This window comes from Escherichia sp. MOD1-EC5990 (assembly GCF_002965285.1).
Lineage (GTDB): Bacteria > Pseudomonadota > Gammaproteobacteria > Enterobacterales > Enterobacteriaceae > Escherichia > Escherichia coli_F.
In genome coordinates this window covers 17,898-38,273 of sequence record NZ_PTRV01000029.1, presented here as the reverse complement: position 1 = coordinate 38,273, position 20,376 = coordinate 17,898, and the positions used below count along the sequence as shown (strand labels likewise).

Here is a 20,376-nt window from a genome sequence, read left to right as displayed (position 1 = left end):
GCGGGAACCATTGGTTCCCGTTTTTGTTAATATAATTTACTCTATTTTTGTTTTCATTAAAGATGATTTATATGATTATATTTTATTATCTCAAGTAATTATGCGGAGGAAACGTGAGCAGAGGGAGAACCAGAGCCGCACCGGGTAACAAAGTCTTATTAATACTGGATGAGACAACTAATCAGAAACTTTTAGCAGCTAGAGATCGTAGCGGAAGAACAAAAACTAATGAGGTGTTCATTAGACTAAAAGATCATCTCAATCGTTTTCCAGACTTTTATAATGCATCTTTAGTAAAGGAGGAAGCTGAAAGCATAGACGATATATAAAGAGTTTTATTTTTCACTATCAATATTAAACAGAGGAATCATATGGACGCCGTTTTAAGTGTTCAGGGTGTTTCTGCGCCCGTCAAAAAGAAGTCGTTTTTTTCTAAATTCACTCGTCTGAATATGCTTCGCCTGGCTCGCGCTGTGATCCCGGCTGCTGTTCTGATGATGTTCTTCCCGCAGCTGGCGATGGCCGCCGGCAGCAGTGGTCAGGACCTGATGGCAAGTGGTAACACCACGGTTAAGGCGACCTTCGGTAAGGACTCCAGTGTTGTTAAATGGGTTGTTCTGGCTGAAGTTCTGGTCGGTGCGGTCATGTACATGATGACCAAAAACGTCAAGTTCCTGGCCGGTTTTGCCATCATCTCTGTATTTATTGCTGTGGGTATGGCCGTCGTTGGCCTCTGACAGGAAATAAAACGATGTCGGGAGACGAGAATAAACTTAAGAAATATCGTTTCCCGGAAACACTGACCAACCAGAGCCGCTGGTTTGGCCTGCCACTGGATGAACTGATCCCCGCAGCAATCTGTATTGGCTGGGGTATCACAACATCGAAATATCTGTTCGGTATTGGTGCAGCGGTTCTGGTTTATTTCGGGATTAAAAAACTGAAAAAAGGGCGGGGCAGTTCCTGGTTACGTGACCTGATTTACTGGTATATGCCAACAGCCCTGCTGCGCGGTATTTTTCATAATGTTCCCGATTCGTGTTTCCGGCAGTGGATTAAATAGAACTGATACCAGGATTGTTATATGGAACACGGTGCCCGTTTAAGTACCAGTCGTGTAATGGCCATCGCCTTTATATTTATGTCAGTGCTTATTGTTCTCAGCCTCTCTGTTAACGTCATTCAGGGGGTGAATAACTACCGTCTTCAGAATGAGCAACGCACTGCCGTGACGCCAATGGCATTTAATGCCCCCTTTGCCGTGTCACAGAACAGTGCCGACACCTCTTATTTACAGCAGATGGCGCTGTCATTTATTGCCCTCCGTCTGAATGTTTCATCAGAAACCGTCGATGCCTCACATCAGGCGCTTCTGCAATATATCCGCCCGGGCGCACAGAACCAGATGAAAGTTATTCTGGCTGAAGAAGCGAAGCGTATTAAAAACGATAACGTGAACTCAGCCTTTTTCCAGACCAGTGTTCGTGTCTGGCCTCAGTATGGCCGTGTGGAAATTCGAGGTGTGCTTAAAACCTGGATTGGTGATTCAAAACCTTTCACTGATATCAAACATTACATCCTTATTCTGAAGCGGGAAAACGGGGTGACCTGGCTGGATAATTTCGGGGAAACAGACGATGAGAAAAAATAATACGGCAATAATATTCGGCAGCCTGTTTTTTTCCTGCAGCGTGATGGCCGCAAACGGTACGCTGGCCCCCACCGTGGTGCCAATGGTGAACGGTGGTCAGGCCAGTATTGCCATCAGCAATACCAGCCCGAATCTGTTTACCGTTCCCGGTGACCGGATTATCGCCGTGAACAGTCTGGATGGTGCCCTGACCAATAATGAGCAGACCGCCTCCGGCGGTGTGGTGGTTGCCACCGTCAACAAAAAGCCCTTTACGTTCATTCTGGAAACAGAACGTGGTCTGAATCTTTCCATTCAGGCCGTTCCCCGTGAAGGCGCGGGGCGTACCATTCAGCTGGTCAGTGACCTGCGCGGAACCGGAGAAGAAGCCGGTGCGTGGGAAACGTCCACGCCTTACGAATCCCTGCTTGTGACCATCAGCCAGGCCGTCCGTGGCGGAAAATTACCCGCAGGCTGGTATCAGGTCCCGGTGACAAAGGAAACCCTGCAGGCCCCGGCGGGGCTGTCTTCAGTGGCAGATGCCGTATGGACGGGGAATCACCTGAAGATGGTCCGCTTTGCCGTGGAAAATAAAACGCTGTCTGCCCTGAATATCCGGGAAAGTGACTTCTGGCAGCCGGGAACCCGTGCCGTGATGTTCAGCCAGCCTGCCAGCCAGTTACTGGCAGGTGCGCGCATGGATGTGTATGTCATCCGTGACGGGGAGGGCAACTGATGGCCAGTATCAATACCATTGTGAAACGCAAGCAGTACCTGTGGCTGGGGATTGTGGTTGTCGGTACAGCCTCCGCGATTGGTGGGGCACTGTATCTGTCTGATGTGGACATGTCCGGTAACGGTGAAACCGTGGCTGAACAGGAGCCTGTGCCGGATATGACCGGTGTGGTGGATACGACCTTTGATGACAAGGTGCGTCAGCATGCCACCACCGAGATGCAGGTGACGGCAGCGCAGATGCAGAAGCAGTATGAGGAAATCCGTCGTGAGCTGGATGTTCTGAACAAACAGCGCGGTGATGACCAGCGTCGTATTGAAAAGTTGGGACAGGACAATGCCGCCCTGGCAGAGCAGGTAAAAGCCCTGGGTGCTAATCCCGTCACGGCGACCGGTGAGCCTGTACCGCAGATGCCTGCCTCACCGCCCGGCCCGGAAGGCGAACCACAGCTAGGAAACACCCCCGTATCCTTCCCGCCGCAGGGCAGCGTTGCTGTTCCACCGCCGACGGCGTTTTATCCCGGGAATGGTGTCACGCCACCACCACAGGTGACGTACCAGTCTGTGCCGGTGCCTAACCGGATACAGCGTAAGGTGTTTACCCGTAATGAGGGAAAACAGGGACCATCACTGCCGTACATTCCGTCAGGAAGTTTTGCGAAAGCCATGCTGATTGAAGGGGCGGATGCCAATGCCTCTGTCACCGGTAATGAATCCACGGTGCCGATGCAGCTGCGTATCACCGGCCTGGTGGAAATGCCGAACAGCAAGACGTATGACGCAACGGGATGTTTTGTGGGTCTGGAAGCCTGGGGGGATGTGTCCAGTGAGCGTGCCATTGTACGCACCCGCAATATCAGTTGCCTGAAGGACGGCAAAACTATTGATATGCCGATTAAGGGGCATGTCAGCTTCCGGGGTAAAAACGGTATCAAGGGCGAAGTGGTGATGCGTAACGGCAAAATCCTCGGCTGGGCATGGGGCGCGGGATTTGTTGACGGTATCGGTCAGGGAATGGAGCGCGCCTCCCAGCCGGCTGTCGGGCTGGGTGCCACAGCCGCTTACGGGGCTGGTGATGTCCTGAAAATGGGTATCGGTGGCGGCGCATCGAAAGCCGCACAGACGCTCAGTGACTACTACATCAAACGTGCCGAACAGTATCACCCGGTGATACCGATTGGTGCGGGCAACGAAGTGACCGTGGTGTTCCAGGACGGCTTCCAGCTGAAAACCGTGGAAGAGATGGCGCTGGAACGCACGCAGAACAGAGCGGAAGAAGACAATCCGGAAAGTCCGGTTCCTGTTCCGCCATCGGCTGAAAGTCATCTTAACGGCTTTAATACTGACCAGATGCTGAAGCAGCTGGGCAACCTGAATCCGCAGCAGTTTATGTCCGGCAGCCAGGGAGGGGGCAACGATGGCAAATAATATGTCGTCCCGTCAGGCGTGCCATGCCGCCCGGTATGTTGTCGCCCGGGTTCTGCGAGGACTGTTCTGGTGTCTGAAGTACACCGTCATTCTGCCACTGGCCACAATGGCCTGATGGCTCTGTTTGTTTTATGGAAGGACAACACCACGCCGGGGAAATTACTGGTTAAGGAGATTAACTTCGTAAGACAAACAGCACCTGCCGGACAGTTCCCGGTCAGTGAATGCTGGTTTTCTTCCTCTGATTCTTCAGGCAGATCAGAAATACAGGATATCTGCCATTACCGCGCGGCTGATGCTGCAGATTATGTCAGGGAGACTGACCGGTCACTGATGCAACTGGTCACCGCATTATGGGCAACACTGGCACTGATGTATGTCTCGCTGGCAGCGATCACCGGGAAATATCCGGTGCTGCCCGGAAAAATGAAATGTATCCGGGTGGTAACCGCAGATGAATATCTGAAGGACGTTTATACGGAAGACGCTTCCCTGCCGGGAAAAATCAGGAAATGCCATGTTTATTTCCCTGATGACCGAACAAACAGAAGCAACGGAGATAAAAATGAACATGCGTAATATTAATGTTATTACAGCCCGCGTTGTGCCGGATAAAAACGTATCAGATGATTTTATGCATGCTGTTCTCAGTAACTGCGCCACAAGAATCGTACTTCCTGCACCGGAGAAATTCGGTTCTGAGTCATTGCCGGACAATTTTAATATGACTGCTGTCGGTGTGATGAAGAATTCAGAAATATAAGGAACCCTTCGATGAATAAGCTGGTTTCTGATGGCAGCGTCAAAAAAATAAATTATCCGGTGCTGTATGAGTCCGGAATAACACCTCAGTTATGTGAAGTCAGTGCACCAGAACCTGATGCGGGTGGGAAACGCATTGTGGCATATGTTTATAAATCATCACGGAGTACGGTTTTTGAAAATCCTGACATTGTAAAAACCTGTACGGTCAGGGATTTGAAGAAGGATTTTGTGAACTGCGATGAGAAAGGTGAGGGACAATGAAACAGATTTCTTTCTTTATTCCTCTGCTGGGGACCTTATTACTTTCCGGCTGTGCCGGAACCAGTACGGAATTTGAGTGTAACGCCACCACATCCGATACCTGTATGACGATGGAGCAGGCCAATGAGAAGGCCAAAAAACTGGAGCAGTCCTCAGAAGCAAAGCCGGTTGCGGCATCACTGCCGCGCCTGGCTGAAGGGAACTTCCGGACAATGCCGGTGCAGACCGTCACCGCGACCACTCCGTCCGGCAGCAGACCTGCGGTGACAGCACATCCGGAGCAGAAACTGCTGGCACCTCGCCCGCTGTTTACCGCTGCCCGGGAAGTGAAAACGGTTGTTCCGGTCAGTTCAGTTACGCCGGTAACACCTCCTCGTCCGCTAAGAACGGGTGAGCAGACGGCAGCATTATGGATAGCGCCTTATATTGATAACCAGGATGTTTATCATCAGCCATCCAGCGTGTTTTTTGTTATTAAACCGTCTGCGTGGGGAAAACCACGTATTAATTAACTGGCCCTGAAGTTGTATATCAGCCGGCAATGCCGGCGGGCTTTCTGTATTCAAAATCTGCCTGTAAAACGAGTGCCCTGTGCGTGAAAAGGGATGGGCGGTAGCGTGTCAGAACATGTCGGGAGGAATATTCCGTGAGTGATGAAGCCGATGAAGCATATTCAGTGACAGAACAACTGACCATGACAGGAATAAACCGGATACGCCAGAAAATAAATGCTCATGGTATTCCTGTTTATCTCTGTGAAGCATGCGGAAATCCTATTCCGGAAGCCCGGCGGAAAATATTTCCCGGTGTGACGTTGTGCGTTGAATGTCAGGCGTATCAGGAAAGACAGAGAAAACATTATGCATAAGTCAGTCGCAGAACATAGTGATTTAATTCCGGATGAACATGAGTGGATATTCAGAAAACAGAAATCTTTGTATATGCGCCGGGAAATGGCGCGTTAATTACAGGTATTCCCTTCATGGCTACCGCATTTCTCGCTTTATTTTTCAACTAAGGAATTCATGTGAATAACCCACTTGAGGCCGTCACTCAGGCGGTTAACTCCCTCGTCACAGCACTGAAACTGCCTGACGAATCCGCAAAGGCCAATGAAGTTCTGGGCGAAATGAGCTTCCCGCAGTTCAGCCGTCTGCTGCCGTACCGTGATTACAACCAGGAATCCGGTCTGTTCATGAATGACACCACGATGGGCTTTATGCTGGAAGCCATCCCCATCAATGGGGCGAATGAGTCCATTGTGGAGGCCCTCGATCACATGCTGCGCACCAAACTGCCGCGCGGTATTCCGTTGTGTATCCATCTGATGTCCAGTCAGCTGGTTGGTGACAGGATTGAATACGGGCTGCGTGAGTTCTCCTGGTCAGGTGAACAGGCTGAACGGTTTAACGCCATTACCCGGGCCTATTATATGAAAGCGGCAGCGACACAGTTTCCGCTGCCGGAGGGGATGAATCTGCCCCTGACCCTGCGCCATTACCGGGTGTTTATCTCGTACTGTTCTCCTTCGAAGAAAAAAAGCCGGGCCGACATTCTGGAAATGGAAAACCTGGTGAAAATCATCCGGGCGTCGTTACAGGGGGCCAGTATCACCACACAGACGGTGGATGCACAGGCCTTTATCGATATTGTCGGGGAGATGATTAACCATAACCCGGACTCCCTGTACCCGAAAAGACGTCAGCTGGACCCGTATTCTGATCTGAATTATCAGTGTGTGGAGGACAGTTTTGATCTGAAAGTCCGGGCTGATTACCTGACGCTGGGCCTGCGTGAGAACGGCAGGAACAGCACGGCCCGCATCCTGAATTTCCATCTGGCCCGTAACCCGGAAATCGCCTTCCTGTGGAACGTGGCCGACAACTACAGCAACCTGCTGAACCCGGAACTGTCCATCTCCTGTCCGTTCATCCTGACGCTGACTCTGGTGGTGGAAGACCAGGTGAAAACCCACAGCGAAGCCAACCTGAAGTACATGGACCTGGAGAAAAAGTCGAAGACCTCCTATGCCAAATGGTTTCCGTCCGTGGAGAAAGAGGCGAAGGAGTGGGGGGAACTGCGTCAGCGGCTGGGCTCCGGTCAGTCCTCTGTGGTGTCCTACTTCCTCAACATCACAGCATTCTGCAAGGACAATAATGAAACGGCGCTGGAAGTGGAGCAGGACATCCTGAACAGCTTTCGTAAAAACGGTTTTGAGCTGATTTCACCGCGCTTTAACCACATGCGCAATTTCCTGACCTGCCTGCCCTTTATGGCCGGGAAAGGGCTGTTTAAACAGCTGAAAGAGGCCGGAGTGGTTCAGCGCGCAGAGAGCTTTAATGTTGCCAACCTGATGCCGTTAGTGGCGGATAACCCCCTGACACCGGCAGGTCTGCTGGCACCCACCTACCGTAACCAGCTGGCGTTTATCGATATTTTCTTCCGGGGGATGAATAACACCAACTACAACATGGCGGTCTGTGGCACCTCCGGGGCCGGTAAAACCGGGCTGATACAGCCACTTATCCGCAGCGTGCTGGACTCCGGAGGCTTTGCCGTGGTGTTCGACATGGGGGATGGATACAAGTCCCTGTGTGAGAACATGGGCGGGGTGTATCTGGACGGTGAAACCCTGCGTTTTAACCCGTTTGCGAACATCACCGATATTGACCAGTCAGCGGAGCGTGTCCGTGACCAGTTGTCAGTGATGGCCAGCCCCAACGGTAACCTGGATGAAGTGCATGAAGGTCTGCTGTTGCAGGCGGTCAGAGCCTCCTGGCTGGCCAAAGAGAACAGAGCACGTATTGATGACGTGGTGGATTTCCTGAAAAACGCCAGTGACAGCGAGCAGTATGCCGAGTCACCGACTATCCGCAGCCGTCTGGACGAAATGATTGTGCTGCTTGACCAGTACACTGCCAACGGCACTTACGGCCAGTATTTTAACTCTGATGAGCCGTCCCTGCGGGATGACGCAAAAATGGTGGTGCTGGAGCTGGGCGGACTGGAAGACCGTCCGTCACTGCTGGTTGCGGTGATGTTCTCCCTGATTATCTACATCGAGAACAGGATGTACCGCACGCCGCGTAACCTCAAGAAACTGAACGTTATTGATGAAGGCTGGCGTCTGCTGGACTTCAAAAATCACAAGGTCGGTGAATTTATTGAGAAAGGCTACCGTACGGCCCGCCGTCATACCGGTGCCTATATCACCATCACACAGAACATCGTCGACTTTGACTCTGATAAGGCCTCCAGTGCTGCCCGCGCGGCATGGGGTAACTCCTCCTACAAAATTATCCTCAAACAGAGTGCGAAGGAGTTCGCGAAATACAACCAACTGTATCCGGACCAGTTCCTGCCACTGCAGCGCGACATGATTGGTAAGTTTGGTGCGGCCAAAGACCAGTGGTTCAGTTCCTTCCTGCTGCAGGTGGAAAACCATTCCTCCTGGCACCGTCTGTTTGTGGACCCGTTAAGCCGCGCCATGTACAGCTCTGACGGCCCGGATTTTGAGTTTGTGCAGCAGAAGCGTAAAGAGGGGCTGAGTATTCATGAGGCAGTGTGGCAGCTGGCGTGGAAGAAGTCAGGGCCGGAAATGGCTTCGCTGGAAGCCTGGCTGGAAGAACATGAGAAATACAGGAGTGTGGCATGAGTTCAACGCAGAAACCCGCCGACGTCACGGCAGAACGACGCAGCCACTGGTGGTGGACGGTGCCGGGATGCCTGGCAATGGTGTTACTGAACGCAGCCGTCAGTTACGGCATTGTCAGACTGAACGCACCGGTGACTGTCGCCTTCAACATGAAACAGACCGTGGATGCGTTTTTTGACAGCGCCAGTCAGAAACAACTGTCAGAAGCGCAGTCAAAAGCCCTTTCAGCGCGTTTTAACACGGCACTGGAAGCCAGCCTGCAGGCGTGGCAGCAGAAACACCACTCGGTCATTCTGGTGTCGCCTGCTGTGGTACAGGGGGCACCGGATATCACCCGGGAAATCCAGCAGGATATTGCCCGGCGAATGAGGGCGGAACCATGAGATGCCGGGGGCTGATTGCCCTGCTGATATGGGGGCAGAGTGTGGCCGCCGCCGATCTTGGTACCTGGGGCGATCTGTGGCCGGTAAAGGAGCCGGACATGCTGACGGTGATCATGCAGCGCCTGACGGCACTGGAGCAGTCCGGTGAGATGGGCCGGAAAATGGATGCCTTTAAGGAGCGGGTGATCCGCAACAGTCTGCGGCCCCCTGCCGTACCCGGTATCGGACGCACGGAGAAATACGGCAGCCGGTTGTTTGACCCGTCCGTCAGACTGGCTGCGGATATCCGGGATAACGAAGGGCGGGTGTTTGCCCGTCAGGGTGAAGTGATGAATCCGCTGCAGTATGTTCCTTTTAACCAGACGCTGTATTTCATCAATGGCGATGATCCGGCGCAGGTGGCCTGGATGAAACGCCAGACGCCGCCCACACTGGAGAGCAAAATTATCCTCGTGCAGGGCAGTATCCCGGAGATGCAGAAGTCTCTGGACAGCCGTGTTTACTTTGACCAGAACGGTGTGCTCTGCCAGCGCCTCGGCATTGATCAGGTCCCGGCACGGGTGAGCGCCGTTCCCGGCGATCGCTTCCTGAAGGTGGAATTTATTCCGGCAGAGGAGGGCAGAAAATGAAGCGAAGGCTGTGGCTGCTGATGTTATTCCTTTTCGCCGGTCATGTCCCTGCGGCGTCTGCGGATTCTGCCTGTGAGGGGCGTTTTGTAAACCCGATCACAGATATCTGCTGGAGCTGTATTTTCCCGCTCTCGCTGGGCAGTATCAAAGTCAGTCAGGGTAAGGTCCCCGACACGGCGAACCCGTCGATGCCCATTCAGATTTGTCCGGCACCGCCGCCGCTGTTCAGGCGTATCGGGCTGGCCATTGGTTACTGGGAGCCGATGGCGTTGACGGACGTCACCCGGTCACCGGGATGCATGGTGAACCTGGGCTTCAGCCTGCCGGCTTTTGGTAAAACGGCACAGGGAACGGCGAAAAAGGATGAGAAGCAGGTAAATGGGGCGTTCTATCACGTTCACTGGTACAAATACCCGCTGACGTACTGGCTGAACATCATCACATCGCTGGGCTGTCTGGAAGGTGGTGACCTGGATATCGCTTATCTTTCTGAAATCGACCCCACCTGGACGGACAGCAGCCTGACCACCATTCTCAATCCGGAAGCTGTCATCTTTGCCAATCCGATAGCACAGGGAGCCTGCGCAGCAGATGCGATTGCCAGCGCCTTTAATATGCCTCTCGATGTTCTGTTCTGGTGTGCCGGTTCGCAGGGAAGTATGTACCCGTTCAATGGCTGGGTGAGTAATGAGTCCAGTCCGTTGCAGTCCTCCCTGCTGGTCAGTGAACGCATGGCGTTCAAGCTGCACCGTCAGGGCATGATTATGGAAACCATCGGGAAAAATAACGCCGTCTGTAATGAATATCCGTCCCCAATCCTGCCCAAAGAACGCTGGCGTTACCAGATGGTGAATATGTATCCGGACAGCGGGCAGTGCCACCCGTTCGGGCGCAGCGTGACCCGCTGGGAAACCGGGAAAAATCCGCCCAACACAAAGAAAAACTTCGGCTACCTGATGTGGCGTAAACGTAACTGTGTCTTCCTGTGAGGCGAATGAGGAAGCTGAGTATGAAATCTCTGGCAGCACTGCTGATGATGCTGAACGGGGCGGTTATGGCGTCAGAAAACGTGAACACTCCTGAAAACCGCCAGTTCCTGAAGCAGCAGGAAAATTTAAGCAGACAACTGCGTGAAAAACCTGACCATCAGCTGAAAGCCTGGGCGGAGAAACAGGTGCTGGAAAACCCCCTTCAGCGTTCAGATAACCATTTCCTGGATGAGCTGGTTCGTAAACAGCAGGCTTCGCAGGACGGGAAACCCCGGCAGGGTGCTCTGTATTTTGTGTCGTTTTCCATTCCCGAAGAGGGGCTGAAACGAATGCTGGGCGAAACCCGGCACTACGGTATTCCGGCCACACTGCGGGGCATGGTGAACAATGACCTGAAGACCACCGCTGAAGCTGTGTTGTCCCTGGTGAAAGACGGCGCGACTGATGGTGTTCAGATCGACCCGACGCTGTTTTCACAGTACGGCATTCGCACTGTACCGGCACTGGTGGTGTTCTGCAGTCAGGGATACGACATCATCCGGGGAAACCTGCGGGTCGGCCAGGCGCTGGAGAAAGTGGCCGCCACGGGTGACTGCCGGCAGGTGGCTCATGATTTACTGGCAGGGAAAGGAGATTCCGGGAAATGAAACGTATTTTACCTCTGATACTGGCTCTGGTTGCCGGCATGGCACAGGCTGACAGCAACAGTGATTACCGGGCCGGTTCTGATTTTGCTCACCAGATCAAAGGGCAGGGAAGCAGCAGTATTCAGGGCTTTAAGCCACAGGAGAGTATCCCCGGCTATAACGCGAATCCGGACGAGACAAAATATTACGGTGGCGTGACTGCCGGCGGGGATGGCGGCCTGAAAAATGACGGCACCACGGAATGGGCGACCGGTGAAACCGGAAAAACCATTACAGAGTCATTCATGAACAAGCCGAAAGACATTCTTTCACCGGATGCACCGTTTATCCAGACCGGCAGGGATGTGGTGAACCGGGCTGACAGCATTGTGGGAAACACCGGGCAGCAGTGCAGTGCGCAGGAGATTAGCAGGAGTGAATACACGAATTACACCTGTGAGCGGGATTTACAGGTGGAGCAGTACTGCACACGAACTGCCCGTATGGAGCTGCAGGGGAGTACCACATGGGAAACCCGGACGCTGGAGTATGAAATGAGTCAGCTACCTGCACGTGAAGTGAATGGTCAGTATGTTGTCTCCATTACCTCTCCCGTTACCGGTGAAATTGTCGATGCGCATTACAGCTGGAGTCGTACTTACCTGCAGAAGAGTGTACCTATGACAATTACAGTACTGGGAACCCCACTGAGCTGGAATGCCAAATACTCAGCAGATGCCTCATTTACACCAGTACAGAAAACACTGACTGCCGGTGTGGCTTTTACGTCATCTCACCCCGTCCGGGTCGGGAATACAAAATTCAAACGTCATACGGCAATGAAGCTGCGTCTGGTTGTCAGGGTAAAAAAAGCCTCGTACACCCCGTATGTTGTCTGGTCTGAAAGCTGCCCGTTCAGCAAGGAGCTGGGGAAACTGACAAAAACAGAATGTACGGAGGCTGGCGGGAACAGGACGCTGGTGAAAGACGGTCAGTCATACAGCATGTACCAGAGCTGCTGGGCATACCGGGACACGTATGTCACGCAGTCAGCAGACAAGGGAACCTGTCAGACCTACACCGACAATCCTGCCTGTACCCTGGTGTCACACCAGTGTGCCTTTTACTCCGAAGAAGGTGCCTGTCTGCATGAATATGCCACGTACTCCTGTGAGTCAAAAACATCCGGGAAAGTGATGGTCTGTGGGGGAGACGTCTTCTGTCTCGATGGCGAATGCGATAAGGCTCAGAGCGGGCAGAGTAAGGATTTTGCCGAAGCCGTTTCTCAGCTGGCGGCACTGGCCGCAGCAGGTAAGGATGTTGCGGCGCTGAACGGGGTGGATGTCCGTGCTTTCACCGGTCAGGCGAAATTTTGTAAGAAGGCTGCAGCCGGATACAGCAACTGCTGTAAGGACAGCGGCTGGGGACAGGATATCGGGCTGGCCAAATGCAGCAGTGATGAAAAGGCCCTGGCTAAAGCAAAATCAAACAAACTGACCGTCAGCGTCGGGGAGTTCTGTTCGAAGAAAGTGCTGGGTGTCTGTCTGGAGAAAAAACGCAGCTACTGTCAGTTTGATTCGAAGCTGGCGCAGATAGTCCAGCAGCAGGGGCGCAACGGTCAGTTGCGTATCAGTTTTGGTAGTGCGAAGCATCCTGACTGTCGGGGGATTACGGTTGATGAGCTGCAGAAAATTCAGTTCAACAGACTGGATTTCACTAACTTCTACGAAGACCTGATGAATAACCAGAAAATCCCGGACAGTGGCGTTCTGACGCAGAAAGTGAAAGAGCAGATTGCTGACCAGCTGAAACAGGCAGGACAGTAAGGTATGGGAAATAACCGGGGGAAATGATGAAAGTCATATTCACGTCGAACCGTTTTATTGATTTTCTTATCCGGCTTTTGATTACAGCGATTGTCATTTCTCCGGTAATTATCTGGTCGTGGGATACGGTAAAAGAAACCACGGCAGACGGGATGCTTGCCGCTGCTTTCGTTATCCTTTACTCCGGTGTGCTCCTGTTTATTCTGTATTTTTGTTTTTCTGCCCTGACTGACCTGCAGAAACCTGATGAAAGAAAAAGTGATGAAAGGAATGAAGATGAATAAAGCATTACTGCCACTGTTACTCTGCTGCTTTATTTTTCCGGCGTCAGGAAAAGATGCAGGCTGGCAGTGGTATAACGAGAAAATAAATCCGAAGGAAAAAGAAAATAAACCTGTACCTGCAGCCCCCCGTCAGGAACCGGATATTATGCAGAAACTGGCCGCACTGCAGACGGCAACAAAGCGGGCGCTGTACGAAGCCATTCTGTATCCCGGCGTGGATAATTTTGTGAAATATTTCCGGCTGCAAAATTACTGGACTCAGCAGGCCGGGCTTTTCACCATGAGCGCCAGAAAGGCCATGCTGGCACATCCTGAACTGGACTATAACCTGCAGTACAGCCATTACAACGGCACGGTACGGAACCAGTTGGCAGCAGACCAGGCGCAGCAGCGACAGGCCATTGCGAAACTGGCTGAACACTACGGCATCATGTTTTTTTACCGGGGGCAGGACCCCATCGACGGGCAACTGGCGCAGGTCATTAATGGCTTCCGGGATACGTATGGTCTGAGTGTTATTCCCGTTTCCGTGGATGGCGTGATTAATCCGCTGTTGCCGGATTCCCGGACTGACCAGGGGCAGGCGCAGCGCCTCGGCGTGAAATATTTCCCGGCCATGATGCTGGTTGACCCGAAACAGGGCAGTGTTCGCCCGTTATCATACGGCTTTATTTCGCAGGACGACCTGGCAAAACAGTTCCTGAACGTTTCTGAGGATTTTAAACCCAATTTTTAATCGCGGATTTGATTTATGAGTGAAGATTATTTGAAAATGTTTACAGGTGTTGTTCTGTTAATATTTGTCATTATTGCCGGTTATTTCTTTTCTGAGCGTAATGACAGGAAAATGTTTCTCCTGAGCTCACTGGTTTTCCTTGTTATTAATATCGCGTGTTTATATGTGCTTACCGCCAGTCTCTGGTTTCTGTGTGGTGCAATTATGAGTCAGGGCGCAGCACTGGTTGTTTCAATAGTTGCGGCCGCATTACCGGACGTTACGAGCTTCGACAGGTTCAGAAGAATATTTATCTGTATTGTGTTGTCATCGGTATGGTCCGGAGTGATGTGGTTTTTTATAAGGGGGCTTATGACAGGCTAAGTCATATAAAACGGTCATAAAAACCATACAAAATAATGAGGTTGATTACTGAAGACCATATGATAAACCATACCGCAATTCAGTGGCTTCTGAATAGCTCACAAAAATAAATATAGATAATTGAAAATAACCATAATACAACGATGCCTGCTGCGATACTTAATAAACTTATTACAAGATAGTCAGGGAAGGCATTGACCGGTAATGAATGTGATGCTGCATATATCAGCGCAATAATTGCCGCATTTCCCAGTAACGACTCTCTTATTATGTTTCTGATTATTTCCAGTTTTTCTTTAAAAGATCGCTTTTCCATTTGTACCTCTGATTAATATCACACAAACGCGAATATTACAGACATGAATACTCTCATGTAAATAATAACCGGAGTTTAACATGATAAGTAAACGCAGATTCTCTTTACCCCGGCTTGATATTACGGGAATGTGGGTATTTTCCCTGGGTGTCTGGTTTCATATCGTCGCCCGTCTTGTTTACAGCAAACCCTGGATGGCTTTTTTTCTGGCGGAGCTGATTGCGGCCATTCTCGTACTGTTCGGCGCATACCAGGTGCTGGATGCATGGATTGCCCGTGTCAGCCGGGAAGAGCGTGAGGCACTGGAAGCCAGGCAACAGGCCATGATGGAAGGGCAGCAGGAGGGCGGACATGTCTCTCACTAAATCACTGCTGTTCACCCTGTTGCTGAGCGCCGCTGCTGTGCAGGCCTCCACCCGGGATGAAATAGAGCGACTCTGGAATCCGCAGGGTATGGCTACGCAGCCTGCACAACCGGCAGCAGGCACGTCAGCCAGGACAGCAAAGCCGGCTCCCCGCTGGTTCCGCCTCAGTAATGGCAGGCAGGTTAACCTGGCCGACTGGAAGGTGGTGCTGTTTATGCAGGGGCATTGCCCTTACTGTCACCAGTTTGACCCGGTACTGAAACAGCTGGCACAGCAGTACGGCTTTTCCGTTTTTTCCTACACCCTGGATGGTCAGGGGGATACGGCCTTTCCTGAAGCATTACCGGTGCCACCGGAGGTGATGCAGACCTTCTTCCCGAATATCCCGGTGGCCACACCGACCACCTTCCTGGTCAACGTCAACACGCTTGAGGCATTACCGCTTTTACAGGGGGCAACGGATGCCGCCGGTTTTATGGCGCGGGTGGATACCGTTTTGCAGATGTACGGAGGAAAAAAAGGTGCGAAATAAGCAGGTGGTGTTACTCATTGCCGGAATATCCGGCATCGTGACGGGAATAATCGTCAGCCTGAATATCCCCTTTATCCGTCAGGGGCTTTTTTATCCCGCCAGCCCTGTAGAAATTGTCGTTTCGCTGAGTCTTACCTTTTCTGTTTCTGTTGTGTTTTTTGTGGGGGCAATTGTGGGATGGATTTCGGTGTCTGAAATATATTACAGCCGCATGACCGGTCTGAATGAATCATCGGAAATATCAGAGGGAACTTATAATGAGAGAAAATAAAAGTAATCCTGAGCTCAAAATCAGAAGTACAGAACGAGATTATAAATGCATTTCCAGAATTACTGGCAGGTATGCTGGGTTGTCTCTGGTATTCCTGACTGCCGGAATTATTTTATGGACAGTTATGGATATTATTTTTGATGCCTGTATTGATTCGTGGAAAGCGGACCCGGAATTAAATAATTCGAGTTATATGTGGAATATCCTGATATATGCCATTCCGTATACGTTATATGCGCTTGCAGCCGGGTTTCTTGTTACATTTTTTTCTGTCCCCAATGTACGAATTAATATACGGAAATATCGAGATATTCCTGCTGAAATGTCGTATGCACCGGGAGAACACATTAAGGGAGGGCAAGAATGATGCCACGCATTAAACCTCTTCTGGTTCTTTGTGCCGCCTTACTGACGGTGACGCCTGCAGCGTCAGCGGATGTGAACAGCGACATGAATCAGTTCTTTAATAAGCTGGGATTTGCTTCCAATACCACACAGCCGGGCGTCTGGCAGGGGCAGGCCGCCGGCTATGCTTACGGTGGCTCCCTGTATGCCCGTACTCAGGTCAAAAATGTTCAGCTAATTTCCATGACGCTGCCGGATATCAATGCTGGATGTGGCGGCATCGACGCCTATCTCGGCTCGTTCAGTTTTATTAATGGTGAGCAGTTGCAGCGTTTTGTTAAGCAGATTATGAGCAATGCTGCCGGTTACTTTTTTGACCTTGCCCTGCAGACAACGGTGCCGGAAATAAAAACCGCAAAAGACTTCCTGCAGAAAATGGCAAGCGACATTAACAGCATGAACCTCAGTTCCTGCCAGGCGGCGCAGGGGATTATCGGCGGGCTTTTCCCCCGGATGCAGGTGTCCCAGCAGAAAGTCTGTCAGGACATTGCCGGTGAGAGCAATATTTTTGCTGACTGGGCGGCTTCCCGGCAGGGATGTACCGTTGGCGGTAAATCTGACAGCGTCAGGGATAAAGCCAGCGACAAGGATAAGGAGCGTGTGACCAAAAACATTAACATCATGTGGAATGCGCTTTCCAAAAACAGAATGTTTGACGGCAACAAAGAGCTGAAAGAGTTTGTGATGACGCTGACCGGCTCACTGGTGTTTGGTCCCAACGGCGAAATCACACCGCTGTCAGCCAGAACCACTGACCGCTCAATTATCCGGGCCATGATGGAAGGCGGCACAGCAAAAATTTATCACTGCAACGATTCTGATAAATGCCTGAAAGTGGTGGCAGACACACCGGTGACCATCAGCCGGGATAATGCACTGAAGTCTCAGATTACTAAACTTCTGGCCAGCATTCAGAACAAGGCTGTCAGTGACACGCCTCTGGATGACAAGGAAAAAGGCTTTATTTCCAGTACCACCATCCCCGTCTTCAAATACCTGGTTGACCCGCAGATGCTCGGTGTTTCCAACAGTATGATTTACCAGCTGACGGACTATATCGGTTACGACATCCTGCTGCAGTACATTCAGGAGCTGATACAGCAGGCACGGGCGATGGTGGCCACGGGAAATTATGACGAAGCGGTTATCGGGCATATTAACGACAACATGAATGATGCCACCCGGCAGATTGCGGCGTTTCAGTCACAGGTGCAGGTACAGCAGGATGCGCTGCTGGTTGTCGATCGTCAGATGAGCTACATGCGTCAGCAGCTTTCCGCCCGCATGCTCAGTCGTTACCAGAACAACTATCACTTCGGAGGGAGCACGCTGTGAATGAAGTTTATGTGATTGCCGGTGGTGAGTGGTTGCGGAATAACCTGAACGCCATTGCCGCCTTTATGGGAACCTGGACGTGGGATTCCATTGAAAAAATTGCGCTCACATTGTCTGTTCTCGCGGTGGCCGTAATGTGGGTACAGCGGCACAACGTGATGGATTTGCTGGGCTGGGTGGCCGTGTTTGTGCTTATCAGCCTGCTGGTTAATGTCCGCACATCGGTGCAGATTATTGATAACAGTGACCTGGTCAAAGTTCACCGGGTGGATAATGTGCCGGTCGGTCTGGCGATGCCACTTTCACTGACGACCCGTATCGGGCATGCAATGGTGGCCAGTTACGAGATGATCTTCACGCAACCGGACAGCGTCACCTACAGCAAAACGGGGATGCTGTTCGGGGCGAATCTGATTGTGAAAAGCACCGATTTCCTGTCCCGGAATCCGGAAATCATCAATCTGTTCCAGGACTACGTCCAGAACTGCGTGCTGGGTGATATTTACCTGAATCATAAATACACGCTGGAAGACCTGATGGCCTCCGCTGACCCCTACACGCTGATTTTTTCCCGCCCCAGCCCGCTACGGGGCGTTTATGACAACAATAATAATTTCATAACTTGTAAGGATGCGTCGGTCACGCTGAAAGACAGGCTGAATCTCGATACAAAGACGGGAGGCAAGACCTGGCATTATTATGTGCAGCAGATATTTGGCGGCAGACCGGACCCGGACCTGTTATTCAGACAACTGGTCAGTGACAGTTACAGTTATTTCTACGGCTCCAGTCAGTCTGCCAGCCAGATTATGCGCCAGAACGTCACCATGAATGCCCTGAAAGAGGGTATCACCAGTAATGCAGCCCGTAACGGTGACACCGCCAGCCTGGTAAGTCTGGCCACCACGTCATCGATGGAGAAACAACGTCTGGCACATGTCTCCATTGGTCATGTAACTATGCGAAACCTGCCGATGGTCCAGACTATCCTGACGGGGATTGCCATTGGTATATTCCCGCTCCTGATACTGGCGGCTGTCTTTAACAAGCTGACATTGTCTGTATTAAAGGGGTATGTGTTTGCCCTGATGTGGCTGCAGACCTGGCCGTTGTTGTATGCCATTCTGAACAGTGCCATGACATTCTATGCGAAACAGAATGGTGCGCCGGTCGTGTTGTCTGAACTCTCTCAGATACAGCTGAAATACTCTGACCTGGCCTCCACTGCCGGGTATCTTTCAGCCATGATCCCCCCGTTGTCATGGATGATGGTAAAAGGCCTTGGCGCAGGTTTTTCCAGCGTGTACAGCCACTTCGCCTCTTCATCTATCAGTCCAACGGCCAGTGCAGCAGGCAGTGTGGTTGACGGTAATTACTCCTACGGCAACATGCAGACGGAAAACGTGAACGGCTTCAGCTGGAGCACCAACAGCACCACGTCGTTTGGTCAGATGATGTACCAGACCGGCAGTGGCGCAACCGCCACACAGACCCGTGACGGTAATATGGTGATGGATGCAAGCGGAGCGATGTCCCGGTTACCGGTCGGTATCAATGCAACGCGTCAGATTGCAGCGGCACAACAGGAAATGGCCCGGGAGGCGTCGAACAGAGCCGAAAGTGCCCTGCATGGTTTCAGCAGCAGTATTGCCAGTGCCTGGAACACACTCAGTCAGTTTGGCTCTAACCGGGGGAGCAGTGACTCTGTCACTGGTGGTGCTGACAGCACGATGAGTGCTCAGGACTCCATGATGGCCAGCCGTATGCGCAGTGCAGTGGAAAGCTATGCGAAGGCGCATAATATCAGTAATGAGCAGGCGACGAGAGAACTGGCCTCGAGAAGTACAAATGCGTCGCTTGGCCTTTACGGTGATGCTTATGCTAAAGGGCATTTAGGCATAAGTGTATTGGGTAACGGTGGAGGGGTTGGTCTCCAGGCCGGAGCTAAGGCAAGCATTGATGGCAGTGATCTTGACTCACATGAAGCCAGTAGTGGTTCACGGGCCAGCCATGATGCTCGTCATGATATCGATGCCAGAGCTACACAAGACTTTAAAGAAGCCAGCGATTACTTTACCAGCCGCAAAGTCAGTGAATCCGGCAGCCATACTGACAATAATGCTGATTCCCGTGTGGATCAGTTGTCTGCAGCCCTGAATTCAGCGAAACAGAGTTACGACCAGTACACGACGAATATGACCCGCAGCCATGAATATGCTGAAATGGCATCCCGTACTGAGAGTATGAGTGGGCAGATGAGTGAAGATCTGTCGCAACAGTTTGCACAGTATGTGATGAAAAACGCACCGCAGGATGTTGAAGCTATTCTGACAAATACCAGTTCGCCGGAGATTGCAGAACGCCGTCGGGCTATGGCGTGGTCTTTTGTGCAGGAACAGGTACAGCCTGGTGTTGATAACACCTGGCGTGAATCCCGTAGAGATATAGGTAAAGGAATGGAGAGCGTACCTTCGGGTGGTGGCAGCCAGGATATTATTGCTGATCATCAGGGACATCAGGCCATTATTGAGCAAAGAACGCAGGACAGTAATATCCGTAATGATGTAAAACATCAGGTTGATAATATGGTCACAGAATATCGAGGTAATATCGGAGATACTCAGAACAGCATCCGAGGCGAGGAAAATATTGTAAAAGGGCAGTATTCTGAACTACAAAATCATCATAAAACAGAAGCATTAACTCAGAATAATAAATATAATGAAGAAAAGTTGGCTCAGGAAAGAATACCTGGTGCTGATAGTCCGAAAGAGCTTTTAGAGAAAGCAAAGAGTTACCAGCATAAAGAATAATCATAACATGTTGGGTAGGGTATGGAGAG

At 51.4% G+C, this 20,376-nt stretch carries 25 protein-coding genes and 2 pseudogenes; 26 read left to right on the top strand and 1 reads right to left on the bottom strand.

The window, feature by feature from the left end; all coding sequences use genetic code 11:
• Positions 1-113 precede the first annotated feature (113 nt).
• From traY to trbA, 20 genes and pseudogenes are all read left to right on the top strand, one after another.
• Positions 114-329 carry a conjugal transfer relaxosome protein TraY gene (gene traY / locus BEB42_RS23205; RefSeq protein ID WP_001352842.1) on the top strand — a complete coding sequence of 72 codons (216 nt, stop codon included), beginning with the start codon at positions 114-116 and terminating at the stop codon, positions 327-329.
• A 42-nt stretch (positions 330-371) separates the two neighbouring features.
• Positions 372-737 (top strand): type IV conjugative transfer system pilin TraA, encoded by a 366-nt coding sequence (traA, locus tag BEB42_RS23200; RefSeq protein ID WP_000340282.1) that lies wholly within the window; start codon positions 372-374, stop codon positions 735-737.
• Positions 738-751: 14 nt separating this feature from the next.
• A complete protein-coding gene (traL, locus tag BEB42_RS23195; protein WP_000012106.1) occupies positions 752-1,063 on the top strand; it encodes a type IV conjugative transfer system protein TraL in 312 nt (103 codons plus the stop codon).
• Between the two features lie 21 nt (positions 1,064-1,084).
• Positions 1,085-1,651 (top strand): type IV conjugative transfer system protein TraE, encoded by a 567-nt coding sequence (gene traE / locus BEB42_RS23190; RefSeq protein ID WP_000399799.1) that lies wholly within the window; start codon positions 1,085-1,087, stop codon positions 1,649-1,651.
• Positions 1,638-2,366, top strand: coding sequence for a type-F conjugative transfer system secretin TraK (traK, locus tag BEB42_RS23185; protein ID WP_001230787.1), 729 nt, complete (start codon positions 1,638-1,640; stop codon positions 2,364-2,366). The genes traE and traK overlap by 14 nt, the downstream gene beginning before the upstream one ends.
• Complete coding sequence (gene traB, locus BEB42_RS23180) at positions 2,366-3,793, top strand: F-type conjugal transfer pilus assembly protein TraB (protein ID WP_000146676.1); 1,428 nt, start codon at positions 2,366-2,368, stop codon at positions 3,791-3,793. The genes traK and traB overlap by 1 nt, the downstream gene beginning before the upstream one ends.
• A pseudogene (traP, locus tag BEB42_RS23175) lies at positions 3,783-4,372 on the top strand (conjugal transfer pilus-stabilizing protein TraP). The gene traB and the pseudogene traP overlap by 11 nt, the downstream one beginning before the upstream one ends.
• Positions 4,359-4,556, top strand: coding sequence for a conjugal transfer protein TrbD (locus BEB42_RS23170; protein WP_236942412.1), 198 nt, complete (start codon positions 4,359-4,361; stop codon positions 4,554-4,556). The pseudogene traP and the gene BEB42_RS23170 overlap by 14 nt, the downstream one beginning before the upstream one ends.
• 11 nt (positions 4,557-4,567) lie before the next feature.
• Entirely contained in the window at positions 4,568-4,819 is a 252-nt protein-coding gene (gene trbG, locus BEB42_RS23165; protein ID WP_001038349.1) for a conjugal transfer protein TrbG, read from the top strand.
• Positions 4,816-5,331 carry a type IV conjugative transfer system lipoprotein TraV gene (gene traV / locus BEB42_RS23160; RefSeq protein WP_000809838.1) on the top strand — a complete coding sequence of 172 codons (516 nt, stop codon included), beginning with the start codon at positions 4,816-4,818 and terminating at the stop codon, positions 5,329-5,331. The genes trbG and traV overlap by 4 nt, the downstream gene beginning before the upstream one ends.
• Positions 5,332-5,465: 134 nt before the next feature.
• A complete protein-coding gene (gene traR / locus BEB42_RS23155) occupies positions 5,466-5,687 on the top strand; it encodes a conjugal transfer protein TraR (RefSeq protein ID WP_001278689.1) in 222 nt (73 codons plus the stop codon).
• Positions 5,688-5,846: 159 nt separating this feature from the next.
• Positions 5,847-8,474 carry a type IV secretion system protein TraC gene (gene traC / locus BEB42_RS23150; protein WP_001064245.1) on the top strand — a complete coding sequence of 876 codons (2,628 nt, stop codon included), beginning with the start codon at positions 5,847-5,849 and terminating at the stop codon, positions 8,472-8,474.
• Positions 8,471-8,857, top strand: coding sequence for a type-F conjugative transfer system protein TrbI (gene trbI / locus BEB42_RS23145; protein WP_000099692.1), 387 nt, complete (start codon positions 8,471-8,473; stop codon positions 8,855-8,857). The genes traC and trbI overlap by 4 nt, the downstream gene beginning before the upstream one ends.
• Positions 8,854-9,486, top strand: a complete 633-nt coding sequence (gene traW, locus BEB42_RS23140) for a type-F conjugative transfer system protein TraW (protein ID WP_001203720.1) — start codon at positions 8,854-8,856, stop codon at positions 9,484-9,486. The genes trbI and traW overlap by 4 nt, the downstream gene beginning before the upstream one ends.
• Positions 9,483-10,475 (top strand): conjugal transfer pilus assembly protein TraU, encoded by a 993-nt coding sequence (traU, locus tag BEB42_RS23135; protein ID WP_000830183.1) that lies wholly within the window; start codon positions 9,483-9,485, stop codon positions 10,473-10,475. The genes traW and traU overlap by 4 nt, the downstream gene beginning before the upstream one ends.
• Before the next feature lie 5 nt (positions 10,476-10,480).
• Positions 10,481-11,122: a type-F conjugative transfer system pilin assembly protein TrbC gene (gene trbC / locus BEB42_RS23130; protein ID WP_105267573.1), complete on the top strand. Its 642-nt coding sequence runs from the start codon at positions 10,481-10,483 to the stop codon at positions 11,120-11,122.
• Positions 11,119-12,927 carry a type-F conjugative transfer system mating-pair stabilization protein TraN gene (traN, locus tag BEB42_RS23125; protein ID WP_000821836.1) on the top strand — a complete coding sequence of 603 codons (1,809 nt, stop codon included), beginning with the start codon at positions 11,119-11,121 and terminating at the stop codon, positions 12,925-12,927. Before trbC ends, traN begins: the two co-directional genes overlap by 4 nt.
• Positions 12,928-12,953: 26 nt before the next feature.
• Positions 12,954-13,211: a conjugal transfer protein TrbE gene (locus BEB42_RS23120; RefSeq protein ID WP_000864318.1), complete on the top strand. Its 258-nt coding sequence runs from the start codon at positions 12,954-12,956 to the stop codon at positions 13,209-13,211.
• On the top strand, positions 13,204-13,947 hold the full coding sequence (traF, locus tag BEB42_RS23115) for a type-F conjugative transfer system pilin assembly protein TraF (RefSeq protein ID WP_001030378.1): 744 nt from the start codon (positions 13,204-13,206) through the stop codon (positions 13,945-13,947). Before BEB42_RS23120 ends, traF begins: the two co-directional genes overlap by 8 nt.
• A gap of 15 nt (positions 13,948-13,962) precedes the next feature.
• The gene (gene trbA / locus BEB42_RS23110; protein ID WP_001287910.1) at positions 13,963-14,310 is read left to right on the top strand and encodes a conjugal transfer protein TrbA; all 348 of its coding nucleotides are present in this window, start codon (positions 13,963-13,965) and stop codon (positions 14,308-14,310) included.
• Position 14,311: 1 nt separating this feature from the next.
• Here the strand turns inward: trbA and BEB42_RS23105 are convergent.
• Positions 14,312-14,626: pseudogene (locus BEB42_RS23105) on the bottom strand (toxin ArtA).
• An 80-nt stretch (positions 14,627-14,706) separates the two neighbouring features.
• Here BEB42_RS23105 and traQ point away from each other — a divergent pair.
• From traQ to traG, 6 genes are read left to right on the top strand one after another with little or no spacing between them, the layout of a single operon-like run.
• Positions 14,707-14,991 (top strand): type-F conjugative transfer system pilin chaperone TraQ, encoded by a 285-nt coding sequence (gene traQ / locus BEB42_RS23100; protein WP_000624109.1) that lies wholly within the window; start codon positions 14,707-14,709, stop codon positions 14,989-14,991.
• Positions 14,978-15,523 carry a type-F conjugative transfer system pilin assembly thiol-disulfide isomerase TrbB gene (gene trbB, locus BEB42_RS23095; RefSeq protein WP_000059851.1) on the top strand — a complete coding sequence of 182 codons (546 nt, stop codon included), beginning with the start codon at positions 14,978-14,980 and terminating at the stop codon, positions 15,521-15,523. Before traQ ends, trbB begins: the two co-directional genes overlap by 14 nt.
• Complete coding sequence (gene trbJ, locus BEB42_RS23090) at positions 15,453-15,794, top strand: P-type conjugative transfer protein TrbJ (protein WP_001443031.1); 342 nt, start codon at positions 15,453-15,455, stop codon at positions 15,792-15,794. The genes trbB and trbJ overlap by 71 nt, the downstream gene beginning before the upstream one ends.
• A complete protein-coding gene (gene trbF / locus BEB42_RS23085; protein ID WP_024186094.1) occupies positions 15,781-16,161 on the top strand; it encodes an F-type conjugal transfer protein TrbF in 381 nt (126 codons plus the stop codon). Before trbJ ends, trbF begins: the two co-directional genes overlap by 14 nt.
• On the top strand, positions 16,161-17,534 hold the full coding sequence (gene traH, locus BEB42_RS23080; RefSeq protein WP_170816519.1) for a conjugal transfer pilus assembly protein TraH: 1,374 nt from the start codon (positions 16,161-16,163) through the stop codon (positions 17,532-17,534). Before trbF ends, traH begins: the two co-directional genes overlap by 1 nt.
• Positions 17,531-20,347, top strand: a complete 2,817-nt coding sequence (gene traG / locus BEB42_RS23075; RefSeq protein WP_001007052.1) for a conjugal transfer mating-pair stabilization protein TraG — start codon at positions 17,531-17,533, stop codon at positions 20,345-20,347. The genes traH and traG overlap by 4 nt, the downstream gene beginning before the upstream one ends.
• Positions 20,348-20,376: the final 29 nt, after the last annotated feature.